This window comes from Nocardia sp. NPDC023852 (genome assembly GCF_040639505.1).
Classification (GTDB): Bacteria; Actinomycetota; Actinomycetes; order Mycobacteriales; family Mycobacteriaceae; genus Nocardia.
The window spans coordinates 272,505-292,197 of the sequence record NZ_JBFAAB010000005.1 but is presented as its reverse complement, the minus strand read 5'-3'; the positions used below and the strand labels follow the sequence as shown (position 1 = coordinate 292,197).

Below are 19,693 nucleotides of genomic sequence, written 5' to 3'. Positions count from 1 at the left end.
CTCACAGTGCGGGATATGTTGCCCGGTAGTCGGTTTCGCTGTCCTGGTAGGGCGAGGTGCCGGTGAGGTTGTCGCCGCGGTTGGAGTTGGGCCGGGGCCGGCGCGGCGGCTGATCGCCGTACTTGGCGCGCACCAGGCTCTGATGGGTCGGTGCGTCCGGCGCGTCGGGGTCGCGGCGCGCCTCGAGTTCCTTGCGCAGGACGGGCACGACTTCCTCGGCGAGCAGGTCGATCTGCTTCAGCACCATCGGCAGCGGCAGGCCCATGCCGTCGACATTCCACAGCTGCCGCTGGTAGTCGCCGAACTGGTCGTGGAATCCGAGCGTCTTGTCGATGACCTCCTGCGGGCTGCCCACGCTCAGCGGCGTCGCGCTGACGAAGTCCTCGAGCGAGCTGTTGATGCCGTAGATCGGATTCCCTTGGAAGTACGGCCGGAACTCGGTGTAGGCGTCCTGGGACCGCTTGGCGATGTACGCGTGTCCGCCGAGCCCGACAATGGCCTGCTTGGCGGTGCCGTGCCCGTAGTGTTCGAACCGCTTCCGGTAGAAGTTGACCAGCTGCAGGAAGTGCCCGTTGGGCGCGAGAATGTTGTTGGCGAAGAAGCCGTTTCCGTAATATGCCGCCTGTTCGGCGATCTCCGGGGTGCGGATCGAGCCGTGCCACACGAACGGCGGCACATCGTCGAGGGGTCGCGGGGTCGAGGTGAAACCCTGTAGCGGCGTGCGGAATTCGCCCTCCCAGTCCACCACGTCCTCGCGCCACAGGCGATGCAGCAGGTTGTAGTTCTCCAACGCGAGATGCACGCCCTGGCGAATGTCCTTGCCGAACCAGGGATAGACCGGCCCGGTGTTACCGCGGCCCAGCATCAGATCCAGCCTGCCCTTGGCCAGATGCTGCAGCATGGCGTAGTCCTCGGCGATCCTCACCGGATCGTTGGTGGTGATCAGCGTTGTCGAGGTGGACAGCATGATCCGCGCGGTCACCGCCGCGATATGCGCCAGCAAGGTCGTCGGAAATGAGTCGAAGAACGGCGGATTGTGGTGCTCGCCGACGGCGAACACATCCAACCCCGCCTGGTCGGCGTGCCGCGCGATGGTGACGATGGCGTCGATTCGCTCGGCCTCGCTCGGGGTGTGGTCCGTGGTCGGGTCGCGGGTGACGTCACTGACCGAGAAGATGCCGAATTGCATGGGGAACCGCCTTTCTTTCGATTAGGACGGATCAGAACGAATGGGGGCCGAAGCGTCCCCACGCGATGACGGCCGCGAGGACGAACAGCACCACGCTCGGCGCCATCTGCGGGACCTCGCCGCGGCGCGCGTGGGTCACCGCACCCGCGAGCATGGTGAGCGCGAGGCCGGCCGCGGCGATCGGGGTGAGGATCACGGCGACCCGGTCAGCGCGGGTAGCACCAGCCCGAGCCCGCCCAGCACTTCGACGCCGCCGATCGCCTTGACCTGCGCGTTGGTGAAGTCCTCGACCCAGGGCATATTGCCGGCCAGCTTTTCCCGCGGCTGCGCGATCTTGGCGGCACCGGCGGCCAGCATGACCACGGCCAGCAGTGCCTGCAGGACCCAGAGGAAGACGTTCACGACGGACTCCATTTCTTGTGTGTTTCGATCGGTGCGAGCGACAGCTCACGAGAGCGTAACCGGACTTTACCCCGCTTATATTCCCGGCGGTATCTTGAGCCCTATGGAATCGGTCCCACTCTCGCTGGGTCTGCCGCGTCCCGAGCGTGGTGACGCCGCCCGCAACCGTCGACATCTGCTGGATGTCGCGCGGCAGATGGTTGCCGAATCGGGCGCAGAGAAGGTGACCATGGATGGACTCGCCGAGCGCGCCGGACTCGGAAAAGGCACGGTGTTTCGCCGCTTCCGCACCCGGGCGGGCATCTTCCACGCCCTGCTGGATGAGGACGAGGCGGCATTCCAGCAGTCGGTGCTGTCGGGGCCGCCGCCGCTCGGACCGGGTGCGGGCCCCGTCACGCGCCTGATCGCCTTCGGCCACGCCCGCATCGAATTCCTGTTCACCCACGCCGCGATCGCCCGCGCATCCCTCGATACCAACCAACCGACACCCGTCAGCGTGGGCATCGCCCAATCTCAGATCCGCATGCTGCTGGGTCGGGCGGACATCGGCGTCCGCGACCTCGAAACCCTCGCGATCCAGCTCACCGCCGCCCTCGAAGGCCCGATCCTGCTCTACCTCCGCGCCCCGGCGGAGGACGACGCCGAATTGATCCGGCGCAGCTTGGCCGACGGATGGCAAACCTTGATCGAACGCCTCTGCGGTGCGCCCCGCTAAAACAGGTCGTTGATCTCTGCGCCGACAGCGTCCATGGCCTGGGCGCTGCCCCGTGATGAATATCTTCTTCTTGGTCGTCGGTGATGATCAGGAACACCTTGTCCGCGACCTTGTACATGTCGAGTGCGGGGGTGAAGGGGCGGCCGTGGCTGACGTAGGGGAGGAGGGCGAGGGCCGCCCGGCGGCAGCCAGCCCGCTCGGGCACGGCGTCCTGCTCGCGCAGCCGTCGCCACTGCCGCTCGTCGAGACAGCCTTTCACGACGCTTCGCCATCTATCTCTGAAAGGGGCCGAAGACCGACCACTCTGGTGTGCTAGTTGGCAGATAGTTTGGCGGGCATGGAACGGTAGCTGTTCAGGTTCACCAGGTCACGCGGAATCGGCGGGCCGTTCAGGCGCAGATCCGGATACCGCTCGAAGAGGGCTCGCAGCGCGATGGCTCCTTCCATTCGGGCGAGGCTGGCTCCTAGGCAGCTGTGCACCCCGCTGCCGAACGAGACATGTTCCGCGGCGTTGGCTCTGGTCACATCGAATCGTTCGGGATCGGGGAAGACGGCGGGGTCCTTGTTGGCGCCCGCCAGCAAGAGCAGGATCAAGGAACGGGATTTGACGTGCTGATCGGCGATGTCGACGTCACAGCTCGCAACGCGGCCCGTTATCCGCACCGGACCGTCGTAGCGCAGGATTTCCTCGACCGCGCCCGGCCACAGCTCCGGCTGCGCCGTCAGCAGTTTCAGCTGGTCCGGATGGCTGGTCAGGAGGGCGATTCCGTTGCCGAGCATGTTTACCGTCGTCAAGAATCCGGCGTCTAGTAGCAGGGCGGCGTTGGCAATCTGCTCGCGGCGGGTGAGCTCGCCACCGGTCACCAACATACTGAGCACGTCGTCGCCCGGTTCGGCAGTGAGCCCGGCGATGTGCTGGTCGAAGTACCGTTGCCCCTCGGCCAGGTCTTCGATGGCGCGGTGGAAAGTGGTCCAGGTCAGGCCGCGTTCGAGCAGCGGCGCACCGGTATCTCCCCACTTCAGCAGGGTGGAATGCATCTGGGCAGGCAACCCGAGAATCTCGGCGATGATCGCGATGGGCAACTGCTCGGAGAAGTCGCCGATCAGATCCGGTCGCGGCGTCGACCCGAGGCGTTCGAGCAGGTCATCGGTAACTTCGACAACTCGCTCACGCAGTTTTGCTATCGCCTTCGGAGTGAATGCCTGCCCGACCAGGCGTCGGTATTGGGTGTGTTTCGGCGGGTCGGTCACCAGCATCGCGGGTGGTTCCGCGAGGTTGGGCAGTTCCAGATCCGTCTTCGTCATCACCCAGCGGATCGGCTTCGGCAGGGCTTGATTGTTGGGCGTGACCACGCCGAAGCGGCGATCCCGCAAGATCAATCGGCACAGTTCATGGTCCGCGGTCACGGAAAACCCCGACATGTGGTGCATCCGGCCCCGCTGCCGGATCTCCTCCATGAAGTGCGACGAGCCGAGCCCGCGATCCGGGCCGATCACCATCTGTGCGAAGGGATCGCCCCGACGCGCCGACCACAGCAGATAGGACCGTGGCAGGCGATGCAGGAGCAACCACCGGATCCATGCGCGCGCTAACATTGTCACCTCCCACGCTGGACACCTCTCATGATAGAGCGCCGCTGCTGGCACAGTCGACTAAGTTATTCTTCGGCTATCCGCCGTCGGCGATCTTGGTGACGTGGGCGGAAGGCGTTGCGCATGGCCGTCACGGTGGTCAAACGCACCGACGCCGGTTCGTAGTAGTGCCGCGCAGGTAGTGTGGTCGAAAGGACCTTTGCCTGGTTCAGCAAGCATCGACATGGACATGGCGATGGTCATCACTATGTCCCGACGACCCGCCCCGCGTAACCGAGTTCTCCGGACGCTCACGACGAGGGATAGGGATGTGATGGAGCGGCATTCCGATCAGGTGACGGGCACGATGGACAGGCGCGGTCTCGTCAAGGGCGCCGGCTTGGCCGCTGTGATGGTGGGTCTTGCGGGGTTGAGCACGCTTGCGACGGCCACGCCTCCGGCGTGGGCCGAAGACTACAGCCTGAGCCCGAGATCGTTGATGTATCGCCTCCTGGTCCCGGAGATCTTCGCGCCGCTGCCGGATCCGGCCGACCATGTGCCTGCGATCGTCATCGGATCGGGGTTCGGGGCGTCGATCACCGCGCTGCGCCTTGCGCAGTCCGGGACCCAGGTCGCGGTGCTCGAGCGTGGGTCGCGCTGGCCGAATGACCCGTGGCGTGACATCTTCGCCGCCGACACCGCTCCGGATGGTCGCGGCTTCTGGCATCGCACCACTTTTACCGGCGCGACCAGGATTCCCGTGTCGGTCGATCCCTTCGGCGGGGTGCTCGACGTTTCCAGTTACCCAGGCATCGATGTGTGGCGCGGTGCGTGCGTGGGCGGTGGCTCGGTGGTGTTCACCGGGGTGATGATCGAGCCGGAGCAGCGGTTCTTCGAGCACGTGTTCCGTGGTGTGGTCGATTACCGCGAGATGCATGACGTCTACTACCCAAGGGTCCGACAGATGTTGCGGCCGAGCCCGATACCGGACGACCTTTATCACTCGATCGCGTTCGCGCACTCGCGGGCCTGGGACGATCAAGTCCGCGCGGCCGACTACACGCCGCAGCGCATCGACGGAATGTGGAATTGGAACGTTATCCGCGACGAGCTGGCCGGACGATCGAGGCCGTCGGCGACGGTCGGCTGTTCGAACCTCGGCAATTCCAACGGCGCGAAGTTCGATCTGAATCAGAACTACCTTCGCTATGCCGAGGACACCGGCTGTGCCCGGGTCTACCCCGGCCACCGTGTGGACGCCATCGCCAGGGAGCCGGGAGCGTCGGGTCGTTATACGGTCACGGTGTCCAAACTGGCACCTACCGGCGAGGTGGTCCGAACCCGGACACTGACTTGCGACACGCTGTTTCTCGGTGCGGGCTCGATCGGCACCTCCGAGCTACTGGTGCGCGCGCGGGCGACCGGAGCGCTACCGAACCTGAACGAGTACATCGGCGAAGGCTGGGGCAGCAATGGCGATGTGGGTTTGGCGCGGACGCTCAGCTCGCTCGATGTGGGCACCCAGGGCACGCCGTCCGCGAGCCGCATTCTGGACGAGGCGGGCGCACCCGTGTCGTTGGAGAACTGGTACATCCCCGGCGCGCCGCCCTACGATATCGGCCTTCTCGGATCGCTCGGCATGGTGCTCGACGACACCCGCGGCCGGTTCGTGTACAACCCGACCAACGGGCGGGTGGACCTGCAGTGGCCAGACGACGGCGCCGTGGACTACCTCGCCCGAGCGCAGGAGGTCAACGACAAGGCGGACTGCCACTGCCGGCCCATGGCCCCCCCAGGGGACGCCTCGATCACCTCACATCCGTTGGGCGGGGCAGTGATCGGACGTGCAACAGACGGGTACGGTCGGGTGTGTGGTTATCGCGGCCTGTACGTGATGGACGGTGCTGCTGTGCCCGGCAGCACCGGAACAGTGAACCCATCGTTGACGATCAGCGCGCTGGCTGAGCGCAATATCGAAGAGATCATTCGTTCTGGGGGGTAGTTGATGGCCGTCGGAGTCTGCACGGGCTACAGCGCTCGGCGTTCGTCCTGGGTCGGATATCCGATTCGCTACCTTGCGCGACAATGCGTCGAACGGCTGTGCCAGGTACAGGTACCGGGCAGCGATCGAGCCAATCCGCCCAGTCATCAGGCAGCAGAGTGCGCAACGCCGACCGCCGACACCGACGTTCCTGATGCCATCTGGGTCGAGCCCCTAGTTGTCGGCGAAGTCTCGTTCACTGAATGGACCAGCGACGGTCGGCTTCGACACCCATCCTGGCGCGGGCTTCGTTCCGACAAGTAAGCGCGACAAGTGAAATCTGCCTCGAGCGAACTCAATGGTTGACTTGCTCCGCCGCGGTTGCCGCCCGGGACAGGGGCAGGGCCGAGCGCACCATAATCCCGCACTCGAATCGCTACGCCAACCGCTGATTCCCAGCCTGGACGGGTGTCCCGGTTTCGGCGAGTCCGGTCAGGGCCTGTGGCAATGGGTCCTGGTGTAGCACGCCGAGGCGTTGGGTGGCGCGGGTGAGTGCGACGTAGAGCTCAGCCGCGCCGCGTGGGCCGGTGGCGAGGATCCGTTCTGGTTCCACGACGAGGACGGCGTCGAACTCCAAGCCCTTCGTCTCCGACGCTGTCACCACGCCAGGCATACCCGGTGGCCCGATCACGACGCTGGTTCCTTCGCGCCCGGCTTCGTCCCGTACGAATTCCTCGATGGCAGTCGGCAGTTCGTCCTCGGTGACCCGCTTGGACCATGGCCGGACGCCACACGCGCGGACCGACGCCGGTGGCTGGACCCCGGGTGCGAACTCGGCGAGCAGCGCGGCCGCGACGGTCATGATCTCCGCCGGAGTGCGGTAGTTCACCGACAGCGACCGGTACACCCAGCGGCCGGGCACGTACGGCTCCATCATCGTGTCCCACGATGCCGCTCCGGCCACCGACCGGCGTTGAGCGAGATCGCCGACCACTGTGAAGGATCGGCCCGGGCAGCGCCGCATCAGCACCCGCCAGTCCATTGCGGACAGTTCTTGGGCTTCGTCGACCACGACGTGCCGGTAGGTCCAGTCCCGGTCCGCGGCAGCGCGTTCGGCGAGTTCCCGGGTGTCGCGCTCGAGGAAGCGATCCGCCAGGTCCTCGGCGTAGAGCATGTCCTGGGCGAGCAGATGGTCCTCGTCGTCCATCAGGTCCTCGCGGCTGACCATGATGTCGAGTACGCCGGCGGCGTACTCGGCCTCGTCCTTGCGTTCTCGCTTGGCGGTCCGGTCGGCGGGCTTGTCGCGGCCAAGCAGGTCGACCAGCTCGTCGAGCAGCGGCACGTCCGACACCGTCCAGGCGTCTCCGTGGGCGCGCCACAGCGCCGCGGCGCCGCCCGCCGCACGCAGTCGTTCAGGGGAGGTGTACAGCTGTGCCAGCACAGTTTCCGGCGTCAGGATCGGCCAGAGTTCGTCGAGCGCGGCGGTGAAGGTGTCGTGGTCCGCGACCTCCTCGAGGAGGTCCTCCCGCAGCTGCTCCCATGCTTCGCGGTCTGCCCGGGTCAGCGAGCCCCGGCCGATCCGGCCTATCGCCCGTTCGGTGAGTACCCACGTGACGTCTCGCGGAATACCGCGCGGGCCTCGTTGTGTGGCAGCCTGCTCGCGCGCGCCTCCTCCCTGGCCCACTCCACGGCATCGGCGTCGATCCGCACCGTGACGTCCGACAGTTCGATCGGCAGCGGATGCTCCGGCAACCGCTGCCGATCAGCGACCGCCGCAGCGAGCATCTCCAGGACCCGCAGCGAACCCTTGAGCCGTGCGGCTTCCGCGGTGTCCTCGGCGGTGACGCGCAGCCCGGGCGCGAGGTCGCCGATGGTCGTGAACACCACATTCGACTCGCCCAGCGACGGCAGTACGTGGGTGATGTGGTCCAGGAACGCCGGGTTGGGCCCGACCACGAGCACGCCATGGCGTTCCATCCGCTCCCGCTGGGTGTAGAGCAGGTACGCCACACGGTGCAGCGCCACCACGGTCTTCCCGGTGCCTGGGCCACCTTCGATCACGAGGACCCCTGAGTGATCGAGTCGGATGATCTCGTCCTGCTCGGCCTGGATCGTCGCCACGATGTCGCCCATCCCGTCACCACGCGGCGCGTTGACCGCCGCGAGCAGGGCCGCGTCCCCTCGCTCGCCACCATCGGGGCGGCCGAGCACCTCGTCGGTGAAATCGACCACGTGTCGCCCGCGGGTGTGGAACTGGCGGCGCCGGCACATGTTCTCCGGGTTCGCGGCGGTGGCGACGTAAAATGCGCGGTTGCGGGCCCTTCCTCGGTTCGATGATCCCGTGTGATTCACGCGGACATCGGCGGCTCCTTTCGGCTGAGCGTGTCGAGCAGCAGCTTCGCCGCCACCCTGGCCCAATCGGTGCGGATCGTGCCGGCCACGGCGGTCGCTCGTGCGCGGGTCTCCAGCGGCACGCCAACACAGGCGGAGTAAGTACTCTCCTTTCCCTTTTCCTTGCCCGCTGTGACGGTCAACCGGAATCCGGCCGAGTTCGACGACCGGCACCTTCGATTCGCCCAACGCGATCGATCATCCGGGTGGGCCGCGGCATCCATCAGTGCATCGGCCGACAACTGGCCCGCGTAGAGATGGGCTACGTGTTCTCCGCCTTCGTGAATCGGCTCCCGACGCTGCGCCATGCCGGTTCGCCATCAAAGCAACAATGCGCGAAAGGCGAGCTCACAGCCCGAGTTTGGTCACCGCGTTGTCCTCTAGGGGGTTCGCGGTACGAATGTAGCCGTGGACGGTGCGGGGATTGGACCAGCGGCCCTGGCGCATGATCTCCCGGTCGCTGGCACCGCCGAGTGCGGCCTGCGTCGCGAAGCCCGCGCGCAGTGAATGACCGGAGAAGAGGTCGGGGTCGAATCCGGCTCGGGCGGCATACCGCTTGACCAGTTCGGCGACGGCGCGGCCGGACATCGGGCGGTCGGAAATGGCGCCGTGCCGGGTGATGGTGGGGAAGAGGGGGAGGTCCCCGTTGGCAACGGTGCCGGTGTAGCCATGGCAGCGGTGGATGACGGGGTCGGTGGCGGTCAGGTCAGTCAGCCAGGTGCGTACCCCTAGAGTGCCTGCGGCGCAATGAACTTCGCGTAGACGTAGCCAGTCGGCCAAGGTACAGACCGGGCAGGTGGCGGGGCGGCGGCCGCGCGGGAGTGCTACGCGTTGTTCGGCGGCGCCGGTAGGGTCGGTTTTGGTGGCGGGCAGCCGGATCAGCAGGATCGGCTCGCCAGTGCTGTGATCGAGGGTCACCGAGACGTCGCCGATGCGCAGGCCGGCAAGCTCGCTGCGGCGCAAAGCTCCGGCGAAACCGACGAGCAGCGCGAGCGCATCCCGGCGGCGAGCAGGTTCGGTGGGCCAGCCCGGTTCGGGAAGTCCAGCCAGGAGTTGGTCAAGGGTGTGCAGGAGAACGGGACGTTTGCGTGCGGGCTGAGTGCGGCGGGTACGGCGGACACCACGCAGCGTGAGGCGCACAACGTCCGAACGCGTCGGTGATGGCAGCCCGTTCGCGGCATGCACCGCGGCGATGGCGGCCGACTTGCGTTCCAACGTCGCCGGGCTGAATGCCCATCCTCCGGTGGCGCGGCGCGCGTCGGCGGCTGCGGCCAGGTAGACGGCGACGTCGAGGGCATCGGCGGGCAGTGCCTGCCTGCCCTCGGTCGTACACCACGCTGCCCAGGCGACCCAGTCGGTGCGGTAGGCGCGCAGAGTATTCGCCGATTGCGAGGCCTCGAGATACCGGCGCAGCGAGCCCGCCTGATCGTCGTCGAATCGATCACGCACCAGGCGCAGCGCCGTGGCATCCACCAGCACGCTGCGCACGCCACGGCGCAATTCCGTGCGCACCGACTCCGGCACTGCGACGACGCTGGATCGATCGTCCATGGCTCGGCTCCCGTGTTCACGTCGGCGACTGGCTGTCTGCGCCACGGTATCCAGCGCGAGAGTTCACCCTACGACACGATCGGCAACCCATCGGTGGGTCCGTTCCGGGACGGTCGCGTTCGAAGTTCGGCGCATCAGCGGGTGTCTACCATCCGGCGCAGACACAACGCCCGACGTCGCGACTTTTGGCGACATCGAGCTCGTTCTGGCACCGGTGTCGGTTCTGGTCACCCTGCGATCCCATGGCGAATCCTCTTGCATTACCACGGCATCGAGCGCCAGTCCTCGCTGAACGGGCCATCGCGGCGCTCGACCATCGCCACCGCCTGACCGCGAGCCGCATCGACGGCATGCTGCCATTCGATCGGTACCAGTCCGAGGCGGATGGCGAGGGCGTACTCGTCCTCATCTTTCCAGTGATAGGTCAGGTCCGGGTCGACGATGAGGTCGAGGTGCAGGTCGCTGGTGTCGACGCCATCGGCGGTTCGGGTGAAGGGAAGTTGGAAGTTGACGTACCAGCAGCGGAATTCTCTGCGCTCGTTCCACATCGGCGCGATGGCGAAGTAGCGGTCGGTGTACATGATGGCCAGCCGGGTGTTTCGCTGCCAGGTCCAGGGCGCCATCTCCCACTCCCGGCGCGCATAGGCCTGCAGCAGTTCGCGGCGTGCCCCGGGATCGTCCTCGCGCATCGACTTTATCCATAATGCCGGGCCGAGTCCCTTTGTCCCCGGAGTGAGGAGCACGCGGAGTTCGTCACCACGATCCTCGATCACCCGTTGCGGCCACTCGGTGAACGATCTCCCGTAGATCATGTCCCGAATAACGATCGTTCGACCTGCGGCGAAGGATGTCACGAGAACGCAGCTTAGTGATCGGGCAGCAGTGTTGGGCGTGGGACTGTCGGGCCCGGTGTGGGTTTTGGATGAAAGCTCCATGCCGAAGCGGCCGGATTGTTGCGTCGACGTACGTGGTGGCGGTGGCTGTCCCTCCGGTGCGAAACCGACGCTTGTTGCGGTCAGGATGCCGTGCCGATCCACGCTGTCAGGGCATCGGTCAGTCCCTCGTCCCCAGGTGTGGTGGTCGCGTAGGCGACGTAACCGTCCGGGCGAATGAGTACGGCTGTGGGAGTGGGTATTTCGCCCACGCGCGGAATCACCCAGTACTCGGTGCGGGCAGTGGCGCGGACGACGTCGACGCGGTCGTCCCATCCGCTGACCGAGGAAGTTTCGGTTCCGTTGAGCAGCAACAGGATCGGTCGCGCAGCGCGGAGCAGTTCGTGGGCGCGGGTGTCGCCGGTCGCGGTGGTGAGGTCGGCGTCGGGGATGCGGCGGCCGGTGAGTGGGTGATCGCCCTTGATGTCGTAGCGGATGTCGAGCGCGGTGATCATGAGGCCGAGGCGTTGGCGGACTTCGTCGAGGTCGATGAGATCGCTCATGATGTCCCGCAGGGCGCCGGTGTGGGCGCCCGAGCGGGACAGGGCGGTCTGCGCACGAGTGTTGTGCAGCACGCGGGCGGCGATCGGACGCCGTTCGGTCTCATAGGTGTCGAGGATGTCGGCGGGTGCGTTGCCGCGCAGCGTGGCGGCGAGTTTCCAGCCGAGGTTCACCGCGTCCTGCACACCCATGTTCAGGCCCTGGCCGCCGGCGGGGTAGTGGATGTGGGCGGCGTCGCCGGCGAGGAGGACACGACCGGCCCGGTAGCGGTCGGCTAGGCGGGCCGCGTCGCTGTAGTGGGTGACCCAGCGTGGGCTGTGCATCCCGAAGTCGGTGCCCGCGATTTCGGTGAAGTTGCTGCGAAAATCCTCGAAGCTCAGCTCGATGCCGCGTTCGAGGACGCGGTCGTGCCGCTGGACCACGAGTCGGTACCAATCGGGCTGGAATTGGACTGCCGAGAAATCGCCCGCACCGCGACGCTGTCCGAAGACGGCTTCGGCAGGCGGATCGGACAGTTCGACATCGGCAATCATTCCGGTCATGGTCGCGTCGGTGCCCGTGAACTCGATGCCGGCGAGCTTACGGACCGCGCTGCGGCCGCCGTCGCAGCCGACGAGGTAGGCGGCGCGGATGCTGCGCGGGTTGGGTCCGCCGAGTCCGACCTCGATGCCCGCCGTGTCGGAGTCGAAGCCGGCAACCGGCGAGGCCCAGTGCACGGAAGCGCCGAGTTCTGCTGCGCGCTGGTCGAGTTCACGTTCGATCGCCGATTGTAGGACGGCGAGCATGTAGGGGTGGCGGGTGGGGAAGTCGGTGAAGTCCAGGGGCAGCCCACCGAAGTGACCGGCCTGGATCGGCCGTCCTTGTGGCAGTAGCCGCTCCAGCAGGCCACGCTGGTCGAAGATCTCCATGGTCCGGGCGTGGATGCCACCCGCCCGCGATTCGCCGGTGCGCGCCGGCAGCCCATCCACCAGCGTCACTTCGACCCCGGCCAACCGCAGTTCGCAGGCGAGCATCAGCCCGACCGGTCCGCCGCCGGCGATCACCACATCAGTTGTCTCCACGACCATCTCCTTAACAATGTTAAATTGAATGTGGTTAAGCTAAATAGAACGTTGTTAAGCTGTCAAGTGGATTCGAAGATCGGAGGCGAAGATGAAACTCGATGCCAAGTCCATCGCCGAGGCCGCGCTGGGACTACTCGACGGTGTCGGCCTGGATGGGCTGACTATGCGCAAAGTTGCTGCGGCGCTCGATGTTCAAGCACCCGCGCTCTACTGGCACGTAAAGAACAAACGAGAACTGCTCGACGCCATGGCCAGAACCGTCTTCGTCTCCGCCGTCGACGGCATCGAGGCGCCACGGCGAGGACAGAGCTGGCAGGATTGGCTGGTCGATCTCGCCAGCCGCCTGCGGCAATCGATGCTGCGCTACCGCGACGGTGCGAAGGTGCTGGCCGGCACCTACGTCAGCGATGAAGTCATGTGGCGCACCGTGGAACTGACCTTGCGCACTCTCGAAGACGCCGGCTTCGCCATGTGTGAGGCGAGGCGCGTCTTCCCGATCCTGCTGTACTACACCGTCGGCTTCGTCATCGAGGAACAGGCTCACTCCGGCGTGGAGTATGCCGAGGGGAACCCGTACGAGGCGGACCATATCGGCGCAGCCGTCGACTCCCAACGCTATCCACTGACCGCTGGCATGGTCACCGAGTTCTTTGCCGCCGACCCGGACGAAGAGTTCGACCACGGCCTACGCGTCATCCTCGCCGGAATCGGCTCCCTGCGATCCATGGACTCCTGTAGCTAATCATGTTAGCTTTGTGGCTATCATCATTAGCTATCACTCTTCGGGAGTTCGACATGACCGAGTACTTGACTATCGACGGTGGACAGATCACCTACGACGTGGGCGGGGCAAGGTCCACTGGTCGTGCTGTCGCACGGTATCGGTGACCGTCGGCAGGCGTACCGGTTCCTGGCCCCGAAACTGGTCGCTGCGGGGTACGGGGTGGCGGCAGTCGATCTGCGCGGACATGGGGAATCCAGCATGAACTGGAGGTCTCATGATGGCGGTGACGCGATCTCTCGCACCGACGTCGCGGGCGATCTGCTCGCCGTGATCCGTCATCTCGGCGGTCCCGCCGTCATCATCGGCCACTCCCTCTCCGGCGGCGCCGCAACCATCGCCGCGGCCCAAGCCCCCGACCTCGTCAGCGGGATCATCGAACTCAACCCGTTCACCAAGACCCAGAAGTTCGCCGCGGGCGCCGTATTCACCGTCTCGCGCTACCGCAAGGGCATGACGCACCTGATGGCGGCAATGATCTTCAAGAGCCTCGGCCAGTGGATGGGATACCTGAATGTCGCCTATCCGGTCAAGCCCGCCGACTACGACCACTACATGGCCGAGCTGTCGGTGAAGCTGCGCGAACCCGGCCGGTTCGCGGAGTTCCTGAAGACCGGCAAGTCCACACCGGCCGACGCCGAAGCGCAGCTGGCAAATATCAGCAGCCCCGCACTGATCATCATGGGCACCGAGGACCCCGACTTCGCCGACCCTCAGGCCGAAGGCGATGCCATCGTGGCGCTGATGCCCGCAGGACTGGGCCGGGCCGAGCTGGCCGAGGGCGCCGGGCACTACCCGCACGCGGATTGCCCCGACCGGGTCGCCGAACTCGCCTTGTCGTTCCTCGAGGAGCATGCCCGTGCCTAGAGCCGGACTCAGCACAACCGACGTCGTTCGGGCGGGCGCCGAGCTCGCCGACGACGTCGGCTACGGCAATCTGACCATGGGATTGCTGGCCGAAAGGCTCGGTGTCCGAACGCCTTCCCTCTATAAACATGTCGCGAACCTGGCCGACCTGCAGCGCGGCATCGCGGTGCTGGCCATGACCGAACTCGACCGTGAAATCCGTGACGCCATGCACGGACTATCCGGCGCGGACGCTCTGTCGGCCTTCGCGCGCGCGTTCCGCGTCTATGTGGTCGCCCATCCCGGCCGGTACTCCGCCACCATCGGCGCCGAATTCACCGGCCCTGACGATCCGCTGCTGGAACCCAGTGCCCGCCTGTCGGATTCGATGACGGCAGTACTACGCGGCTATCACGTCCCCGAAGACGAATTGGATCACGCGCTTCGCAGTCTGCGCAGCACATTCCACGGGTTCGCATCGCTGCAAGCATCCAACGGTTTCCAATGGACCGGCGACCCGGACGTCAGCTTCAACTGGATGATCGACTTCGTCGACCGCGGACTCCGGGCTGCCCGCCCCGTAACCGACTAGGGACCGGCGGTCTACGGTTGTACTTCGGATCCAGGCGATCCCACAGCGCGTAGCCCCCAGTCAACCATCGCGCATGCCCAGGACGTCCTGGCGAACGCGGCTCCGTCCCGGTCTCGGATCAAGTCCAGTGGACGCGAATCGACTACCAGCCCGCGACCACCGGTAAATAGACCAGGAAGTCCGGCGCATGACAGAACTCCGTATCGCGTTCGTCCCGCCAGAACCGCCAGAATGGCTGCGACACGATATTCACCACGTCAGGTTCGGAATTCAGGGCGATCAGATGATCTCGCTCGACCACGATTCTAATCCGATCATCGCCCCAGCGTCGCCGACCAGTACCAGCCCGGATGTTCTCTAGCATCTGAACGGCCGGAACGATTCTCACCGGCGCACCGATCTCATCCACTGCCTGTGTGGCGATCACCGCCATGGCACTTGCCAGTCAAGGTCGCGAGAACCACATCGAAGTCTTCAGTGTCGAGCGGTGCTGGATCGCCTTGACTCCCCGCGGTCGTTCAGCACCGGTCCATCGGTGCCGCTGCACTGGAGCTCGTGATCGTTTCCGACGGATTGGATGAGAACTAGCCAGTCTTACGACAGATCCGATGCGAGAAGACAGCTCTTGGTACGAGCGTCCAGGGGTGCCTAGTTTTTCGGCAGTTACGTAGCAGTTTCGTTTCGTATGATGTAACCAAACGTAAACGAAATACCTGATGACGATTTCAAGGGTCTACCCGAATCTGACCGCCGATAAGGTTCACTTATCGGCGGTCAGAAATGACGGCTCGGGCCGCGATATCCCTGGGTGGTTTCGCCGGCAAAACGATCTACCGAGCGTTGAGTGCGGTCGTGTCGTCGTCTTTGAGTTGCGTTTGGGGTTGGTGATGGGAGCAGGCAGTGGTTCTTGGTTGGCGCTCGAGTTCAGGGGTGGCTTCCTGGCATAGTTCGGGCCGCGCCGCCTCGGCCCTCACTCATGTGGGTACCACCTGCGTGGTACCCAGGCGGTAGTATCGGGTGGTGGGTTACGAGTGGTGGTACGGCGCCTATGCCGTGCTGGCGATGGCCGGGATCGAGCGTCACGAGGTGATCGAGGTGCTCTACGCCGAACGTCGATGGCCGCGGCGCGGTATCGACCCGGTGACCGGGCTGTGGGCGCTGACCATCTGGGCACGCACAGACGCCGGTCGGCCTTTGATCGTCACCCTGCGTGCGCTGGATGGATTCGATCGGCAGATCGTCGCGGTCCAGCAGATGACACCGGATCAACTGCAGGAATTCAGTAAGTGGGAGAAGACGCGATGAGCACACCCGAATGGCCCGAGACCCCGGAAGAGATGGCCGCCCTTGCCGGGCGTCTGGAGTTCACCGACGAGGAAGTCGAGTTGCCTCCGACTCCCGGCCCCGACGGGATCATGGTGTCGAGGTCGCTGAAGATGCCCAGCGAGCTGGACCAGCGGATCAAAACGGCCGCAGCCGATCGCGGCATCACACAATCCATGCTGATGCGCCAGCTGCTCGAGACCGGGCTCGCCGCGATCGAGCACGATCACCCGATCTCACTCACCGACGCCATCCGCGCTCTATCCGGGCTGTCCAAGTCCGCCTGACACCCGGTACTCACGGCAGCCCCGGAAGTGGTTTCCGGCTCCTGCGCGCTGCCGAGTCGTCGGGATAGTCAGTACATCCCGGGATCCGCCGCGCCATCGCTCACTACTCGACGCATTTCTTGGACTCGGCGGAACTTGTTGGGGCACTGAGGCTTCGCCTGTTCAAGGGCAAGTTACTTCCACACCGTGACCGCCACGCCGAGCTTCCCCGAGTGCCGATCGTGACACGGTTCTTACCGGCCTGTCCTGACTCTCTATGTATCTGACGAAACGGCGAGCCTTCGCCGGTATGCCTTCAGCCCGCGTACCGACAGGGCGCTACGCCCACTGCGTGACCCGGACACCGTCGACGAGTAGGTCGACGGCGCCCGGTCGCTACCTGACCGTTGCCGGCCAGTCGGCGCTGAACGCTGAGGAGCCTAGCTCGGCGGGGCGTCCTTGACGAACACGATCCCGTCGGCGCTGGCCACGTGAGCTGGGTCCAGCGGGGAGTAGCCGAACCAGGCGGACACGCGGGGAGCGGGCATCGCGTCGCTGACGATAGCGGCCAGTCGGCGGGCGTCGACGACATATCGGTCCTCCGGAAGCGCGTACAGGAGCCCTTCGATGGTGTCCGGAGGTGGGGTTTCCACACCGTGGTGGCGGATCGTGCCGAGGGCCGTGGCCATGAAGGCGTACTCTTCGCCCAGTTGGGCGCTGACGATCGCCCCGGCGCTCCACCATTCCACCGGCAGGTCGCCCATCTGCATCCTGCTCTTGTTCCGCTGGAGGTGGCCGTTGTGGGCGTTCACCAGCGCCGGGCCCCGCTCGGCGATGGCGAGCAGGTTGGCGGCCATCATCGAATCCCGCACGCCGAGCAGCCGCGCCATACGGCTTGGTGACGTGTCGGCCATCCAGAAGTGGTAGCGCAGCAGGCCGGTGGCGGTGCGCCCGTACAAGAGGGCCCGGTCCCAGTCGTCCGGTGCGGACGCCTCGACAAGGTGTGGCGACTGCGCGTCGAGCAGCGCTACCAGGTCGTCGGCGAGCAGCCGCAGCTGGTTTGCCTCGGGCGTCCGACCCAAGGACTGCGACGGGTCCCTCATCGCGGCGGGATTGGTCCAACGATCGTCGGCGCCGAGCAGGCGGTCGAGCGTTTCCGCGGTGCAGGGAAGCAGGTCGGCGTCAACCCGGGCGGTGAGGTAGGCGTGGAGTGCGGCGAGGGCCTGCCGAGGGCTCGCGGCGTGGGTGATCTCCAGCGGGCCGTCGAAACCGGCGAAGCGCAGTTTCTCTGACGCGGGCCGGCCGTCGTTGTAAGCGCGCATCCAACGTACCAGCTCCCGGTTGGCCGCGAAGGCGCCCCACTCGTGGCTGAAGCCCCGCTCCATGACGTCGTCGAGAGTTCCTGTGCCCGAGGCGACGTAGTCGTCCACGACCAGACCCACCATGCAGTCGCTCTCGATCGTGATCGTCCGGTAGCGCTCCTGCTCGACGAGCTGCCGGAAGAGGTTGTTTCGCAGGTCGAGCAGAGCGTCCTCGCCGTGGGTGGGCTCGCCCAGGGCGAGCAGCCGCGGCCGGGCCGGGAGCAACCCCATCACGGTCGAAGCGTCGACGACATGTGCGGCGTATTTGATAGAAGCAGTCATGCTGTTAACGCTATCGTTGAACCAACGATTGAAACTTTCTAGCGGTATTGGTAGGTAAGTGGTGCGAAACCTTCAAAACAGTGGCCGACTCAGGCCCGTTGACCTCGCGCGCGAGCACGGGCTGTCCGCGCAGGCGGTCAGGAACTACGAGGCGGACGGCATCCTTCCGGGCGCCGAACGCACTCCGCATGGGTACCGCACCTACACGCCATGGCACGCACAAGCGCTGCGCGCGTTCCTCGCTCTCCTGCCCGGACACGGCCACCACACGGCCGCGTCGATCATGCAGGCGATCCACCGCGACGCCACCGAGGACGCGCTTCGGCTCATCGACGAAAGTCACGCCCAGCTTCTCGATGACCGCCACACCCTCCAGGCCGTCGAAGCCGCGCTGCACGACCTCGATCCGGTACCGCAAGAACCCGGCGACACATTCGTCGGCCCCCTGGGCAGAAGACTCGGCATCCGCCCAGCCACCCTGCGCAAATGGGAACGAGCAGGCCTGGTACGACCACGCCGCGACCCGCAGACGGGCTACCGCGTCTACAGCGCGGCCGACGTGCGCGACGCCCTCCTCGTCCACCAGCTCAGACGGGGCGGCTACCTACTGGAGCAGATCGCCCCGCTGATCGCCCGAATCCGCTCCGCCGGAGGAGTCGCACCCCTGGAGTCGACACTGCGCGACTGGCATGCCCGTCTCTCGGCGCGCAGCCGCGCCATGCTCACCGGCGCTGCCGCACTGGACGCCTACCTCGACTACCGACCGGCCCCCACCCGGACAAAGGCCGAGTGACTACACCACGGTGTCGTCAACCACGGACCGATTCAGCCGCCCAGCAACTCCCGCTGAGCCGGTCGTGCACTCGCCGACCGGCTGCTGTTCGCCGTGGCCGCCCCGCGCCGAGATGGATCGCGACCTCATGGGCGAACGCACCCTTGACGGGCTACGTGCCGCCGCCGGGCGTCGCGGCGGGCCGACCCACGGCGATCACCGACGACCAGCTCGACATCGCTCGCGCCCGCCACGCCGGCGGGGAGTCCGTCACCTCCATCGCCGCCCACCACGGTGTCGTCCGCTCCACCTTGTACCGCGCACTTCAGCCCCAGAAGCGACCGCAGCGGTCACCGAACAGGCGAACTTCGTGAATGGTAGGAATGAGCGTGTGCCGATTCTCCCGAAAGAGCGTGATCCTCGGCTGATCACCGTCCGACGTGGGGGCACCCTGACGGACGAACACCACCGACTGTTGGCTGACTGGGCCCTCTTGTGCGCCGAGCACGTGCTGAATCTGTTCGAGGATCATCAATCAGGTGACAGCCGGCCCCGCGACGCTATAGATACCGGTCGAGCCTGGATCCGCGGTGAGGTGCGTATGAGTGACGCACACCGAGCGGCGTTCCAGGCGAATGCCGCGGCGCGCGGGATGCCGAATCCAGCGAAGTTCGCCGCACTGTCGGCGGGTCAGGCGGTTGCGGTGGCTCACGTCGCCGCCCATGACCTGGGCGCTGCGGCGTACGCCATCAGGGCGGCCAGCGCACGTGTCCCAGCCCACGACGCCGCTCGAGCTCGGGCCGAGGAACGGGAGTGGCAGCGGGCGCACCTCCCTACCGCAATCCGTGAACTCGTTCTCGACGATCAACAACGCCGGAGCGCCATCTGCTGGCACGTCTTCGATTGATCTGAAGCCTGCCACTCATCCGCTTCCGCCGCGCCCGGCCCTACGCGGCTGCGGGCCAGGCTCGCTCGAACTCCGCCCTGGTCATTTCCCATGCCGCCCAGCCCTCGGGCCGATCGAGCTCGGCGGAACTGCGGAAGCCGAACTGGTTTTCATCGTGCTCGTCGCGGTGACAGGACACCAGCCACCCAGGCAGAAGGGTCGAGCCGAAGTCGGGACAAGCCTCCATCGACCAATGGCCGACTTCCGTCGAGACGGCAACTCGACA

22 protein-coding genes and 1 pseudogene are annotated in these 19,693 nt (G+C 66.0%); 11 read left to right on the top strand and 12 right to left on the bottom strand.

All coding sequences use genetic code 11. The features are described 5' to 3' along the window. Position 1: 1 nt before the first annotated feature. The 3 genes from AB0H00_RS12490 to AB0H00_RS12480 are packed head-to-tail and all read right to left on the bottom strand — an operon-like array spanning position 2 to position 1,591. The gene (locus tag AB0H00_RS12490) at positions 2–1,189 is read right to left on the bottom strand and encodes a CE1758 family FMN-dependent luciferase-like monooxygenase (protein ID WP_357265005.1); all 1,188 of its coding nucleotides are present in this window, start codon (positions 1,187–1,189) and stop codon (positions 2–4) included. Between the two features lie 31 nt (positions 1,190–1,220). Then, a complete protein-coding gene (locus AB0H00_RS12485) occupies positions 1,221–1,385 on the bottom strand; it encodes a DoxX family protein (RefSeq protein WP_357265004.1) in 165 nt (54 codons plus the stop codon). Beyond that, entirely contained in the window at positions 1,382–1,591 is a 210-nt protein-coding gene (locus AB0H00_RS12480; RefSeq protein ID WP_357265002.1) for a DoxX family protein, read from the bottom strand. The genes AB0H00_RS12485 and AB0H00_RS12480 overlap by 4 nt, the downstream gene beginning before the upstream one ends. A 103-nt stretch (positions 1,592–1,694) precedes the next feature. Between AB0H00_RS12480 and AB0H00_RS12475 the strand changes: the two genes are divergently transcribed. After that, positions 1,695–2,306 carry a helix-turn-helix domain-containing protein gene (locus AB0H00_RS12475; RefSeq protein WP_357265000.1) on the top strand — a complete coding sequence of 204 codons (612 nt, stop codon included), beginning with the start codon at positions 1,695–1,697 and terminating at the stop codon, positions 2,304–2,306. Positions 2,307–2,618: 312 nt separating this feature from the next. On the opposite strand, the gene AB0H00_RS12470 is transcribed toward AB0H00_RS12475, so the two are convergent. Further along, a complete protein-coding gene (locus AB0H00_RS12470; RefSeq protein ID WP_357264998.1) occupies positions 2,619–3,875 on the bottom strand; it encodes a cytochrome P450 in 1,257 nt (418 codons plus the stop codon). A 337-nt stretch (positions 3,876–4,212) separates the two neighbouring features. Here AB0H00_RS12470 and AB0H00_RS12465 point away from each other — a divergent pair, with 337 nt between their 5' ends. Continuing rightward, positions 4,213–5,880, top strand: coding sequence for a GMC oxidoreductase (locus tag AB0H00_RS12465; protein ID WP_357265100.1), 1,668 nt, complete (start codon positions 4,213–4,215; stop codon positions 5,878–5,880). Positions 5,881–5,883: 3 nt separating this feature from the next. After that, positions 5,884–6,183, top strand: a complete 300-nt coding sequence (locus AB0H00_RS12460) for a hypothetical protein (RefSeq protein WP_357264996.1) — start codon at positions 5,884–5,886, stop codon at positions 6,181–6,183. Positions 6,184–6,295: 112 nt separating this feature from the next. On the opposite strand, the pseudogene helR reads toward AB0H00_RS12460, so the two are convergent. The 5 genes and pseudogenes from helR to AB0H00_RS12435 form a co-directional block, all read right to left on the bottom strand. Continuing rightward, a pseudogene (helR, locus tag AB0H00_RS12455) lies at positions 6,296–8,169 on the bottom strand (RNA polymerase recycling motor ATPase HelR); the annotation flags it as partial. A gap of 38 nt (positions 8,170–8,207) precedes the next feature. Next, complete coding sequence (locus tag AB0H00_RS12450; RefSeq protein ID WP_357264994.1) at positions 8,208–8,558, bottom strand: hypothetical protein; 351 nt, start codon at positions 8,556–8,558, stop codon at positions 8,208–8,210. A gap of 40 nt (positions 8,559–8,598) precedes the next feature. After that, positions 8,599–9,801 carry a site-specific integrase gene (locus AB0H00_RS12445; protein ID WP_357264992.1) on the bottom strand — a complete coding sequence of 401 codons (1,203 nt, stop codon included), beginning with the start codon at positions 9,799–9,801 and terminating at the stop codon, positions 8,599–8,601. Positions 9,802–10,061: 260 nt separating this feature from the next. Next, on the bottom strand, positions 10,062–10,613 hold the full coding sequence (locus tag AB0H00_RS12440; protein WP_357264990.1) for a DUF402 domain-containing protein: 552 nt from the start codon (positions 10,611–10,613) through the stop codon (positions 10,062–10,064). Between the two features lie 203 nt (positions 10,614–10,816). Beyond that, complete coding sequence (locus tag AB0H00_RS12435; protein WP_357264988.1) at positions 10,817–12,301, bottom strand: FAD-dependent monooxygenase; 1,485 nt, start codon at positions 12,299–12,301, stop codon at positions 10,817–10,819. A gap of 85 nt (positions 12,302–12,386) precedes the next feature. On the opposite strand from AB0H00_RS12435, the gene AB0H00_RS12430 reads away from it, so the two are divergent. The 3 genes from AB0H00_RS12430 (at position 12,387) to AB0H00_RS12420 (ending at position 14,517) form a co-directional block, all read left to right on the top strand. Beyond that, on the top strand, positions 12,387–13,040 hold the full coding sequence (locus tag AB0H00_RS12430) for a TetR/AcrR family transcriptional regulator C-terminal domain-containing protein (RefSeq protein WP_357264986.1): 654 nt from the start codon (positions 12,387–12,389) through the stop codon (positions 13,038–13,040). Between the two features lie 78 nt (positions 13,041–13,118). Beyond that, the gene (locus tag AB0H00_RS12425; RefSeq protein WP_357264984.1) at positions 13,119–13,946 is read left to right on the top strand and encodes an alpha/beta hydrolase; all 828 of its coding nucleotides are present in this window, start codon (positions 13,119–13,121) and stop codon (positions 13,944–13,946) included. Continuing rightward, positions 13,939–14,517: a WHG domain-containing protein gene (locus AB0H00_RS12420; RefSeq protein WP_357264983.1), complete on the top strand. Its 579-nt coding sequence runs from the start codon at positions 13,939–13,941 to the stop codon at positions 14,515–14,517. The genes AB0H00_RS12425 and AB0H00_RS12420 overlap by 8 nt, the downstream gene beginning before the upstream one ends. A 142-nt stretch (positions 14,518–14,659) precedes the next feature. Here the strand turns inward: AB0H00_RS12420 and AB0H00_RS12415 are convergent, their stop codons facing one another. Continuing rightward, positions 14,660–14,950 carry a hypothetical protein gene (locus AB0H00_RS12415; protein WP_357264981.1) on the bottom strand — a complete coding sequence of 97 codons (291 nt, stop codon included), beginning with the start codon at positions 14,948–14,950 and terminating at the stop codon, positions 14,660–14,662. Between the two features lie 587 nt (positions 14,951–15,537). Between AB0H00_RS12415 and AB0H00_RS12410 the strand changes: the two genes are divergently transcribed. Together AB0H00_RS12410 and AB0H00_RS12405 are read left to right on the top strand one after the other, a co-directional pair. Next, positions 15,538–15,822: a hypothetical protein gene (locus AB0H00_RS12410; RefSeq protein ID WP_357264979.1), complete on the top strand. Its 285-nt coding sequence runs from the start codon at positions 15,538–15,540 to the stop codon at positions 15,820–15,822. Continuing rightward, complete coding sequence (locus AB0H00_RS12405) at positions 15,819–16,127, top strand: CopG family transcriptional regulator (RefSeq protein ID WP_357264977.1); 309 nt, start codon at positions 15,819–15,821, stop codon at positions 16,125–16,127. Before AB0H00_RS12410 ends, AB0H00_RS12405 begins: the two co-directional genes overlap by 4 nt. Positions 16,128–16,546: 419 nt before the next feature. Here AB0H00_RS12405 and AB0H00_RS12400 read toward each other — a convergent pair whose 3' ends face one another. After that, entirely contained in the window at positions 16,547–17,749 is a 1,203-nt protein-coding gene (locus AB0H00_RS12400; RefSeq protein WP_357264976.1) for an erythromycin esterase family protein, read from the bottom strand. 61 nt (positions 17,750–17,810) lie between these two features. Between AB0H00_RS12400 and AB0H00_RS12395 the strand changes: the two genes are divergently transcribed. The 3 genes from AB0H00_RS12395 to AB0H00_RS12385 are packed head-to-tail and all read left to right on the top strand — an operon-like array spanning position 17,811 to position 19,428. Further along, on the top strand, positions 17,811–18,542 hold the full coding sequence (locus AB0H00_RS12395) for a TioE family transcriptional regulator (protein WP_357264974.1): 732 nt from the start codon (positions 17,811–17,813) through the stop codon (positions 18,540–18,542). Next, positions 18,539–18,895: a helix-turn-helix domain-containing protein gene (locus tag AB0H00_RS12390; RefSeq protein ID WP_357264972.1), complete on the top strand. Its 357-nt coding sequence runs from the start codon at positions 18,539–18,541 to the stop codon at positions 18,893–18,895. The genes AB0H00_RS12395 and AB0H00_RS12390 overlap by 4 nt, the downstream gene beginning before the upstream one ends. A 17-nt stretch (positions 18,896–18,912) precedes the next feature. Then, a complete protein-coding gene (locus AB0H00_RS12385; RefSeq protein WP_357264970.1) occupies positions 18,913–19,428 on the top strand; it encodes a putative immunity protein in 516 nt (171 codons plus the stop codon). A 40-nt stretch (positions 19,429–19,468) separates the two neighbouring features. Here AB0H00_RS12385 and AB0H00_RS12380 read toward each other — a convergent pair whose 3' ends face one another. After that, entirely contained in the window at positions 19,469–19,654 is a 186-nt protein-coding gene (locus tag AB0H00_RS12380) for a hypothetical protein (protein WP_357264968.1), read from the bottom strand. Positions 19,655–19,693: the final 39 nt, after the last annotated feature.

Bases quoted from the DNA above. Each gene is read 5' to 3' on its own strand.
- AB0H00_RS12490 (WP_357265005.1), bottom strand. From the start codon at position 1,189: ATGCAATTCGGCATCTTCTCGGTCAGTGACGTCACCCGCGACCCGACC.
- AB0H00_RS12475 (WP_357265000.1), top strand. From the start codon at position 1,695: ATGGAATCGGTCCCACTCTCGCTGGGTCTGCCGCGTCCCGAGCGTGGT.
- AB0H00_RS12465 (WP_357265100.1), top strand. From the start codon at position 4,213: ATGGAGCGGCATTCCGATCAGGTGACGGGCACGATGGACAGGCGCGGT.
- AB0H00_RS12460 (WP_357264996.1), top strand. From the start codon at position 5,884: ATGGCCGTCGGAGTCTGCACGGGCTACAGCGCTCGGCGTTCGTCCTGG.
- AB0H00_RS12450 (WP_357264994.1), bottom strand. From the start codon at position 8,558: ATGGCGCAGCGTCGGGAGCCGATTCACGAAGGCGGAGAACACGTAGCC.
- AB0H00_RS12445 (WP_357264992.1), bottom strand. From the start codon at position 9,801: ATGGACGATCGATCCAGCGTCGTCGCAGTGCCGGAGTCGGTGCGCACG.
- AB0H00_RS12440 (WP_357264990.1), bottom strand. From the start codon at position 10,613: ATGATCTACGGGAGATCGTTCACCGAGTGGCCGCAACGGGTGATCGAG.
- AB0H00_RS12435 (WP_357264988.1), bottom strand. From the start codon at position 12,301: ATGGTCGTGGAGACAACTGATGTGGTGATCGCCGGCGGCGGACCGGTC.
- AB0H00_RS12430 (WP_357264986.1), top strand. From the start codon at position 12,387: ATGAAACTCGATGCCAAGTCCATCGCCGAGGCCGCGCTGGGACTACTC.
- AB0H00_RS12415 (WP_357264981.1), bottom strand. From the start codon at position 14,950: ATGGCGGTGATCGCCACACAGGCAGTGGATGAGATCGGTGCGCCGGTG.
- AB0H00_RS12405 (WP_357264977.1), top strand. From the start codon at position 15,819: ATGAGCACACCCGAATGGCCCGAGACCCCGGAAGAGATGGCCGCCCTT.
- AB0H00_RS12400 (WP_357264976.1), bottom strand. From the start codon at position 17,749: ATGACTGCTTCTATCAAATACGCCGCACATGTCGTCGACGCTTCGACC.
- AB0H00_RS12380 (WP_357264968.1), bottom strand. From the start codon at position 19,654: ATGGAGGCTTGTCCCGACTTCGGCTCGACCCTTCTGCCTGGGTGGCTG.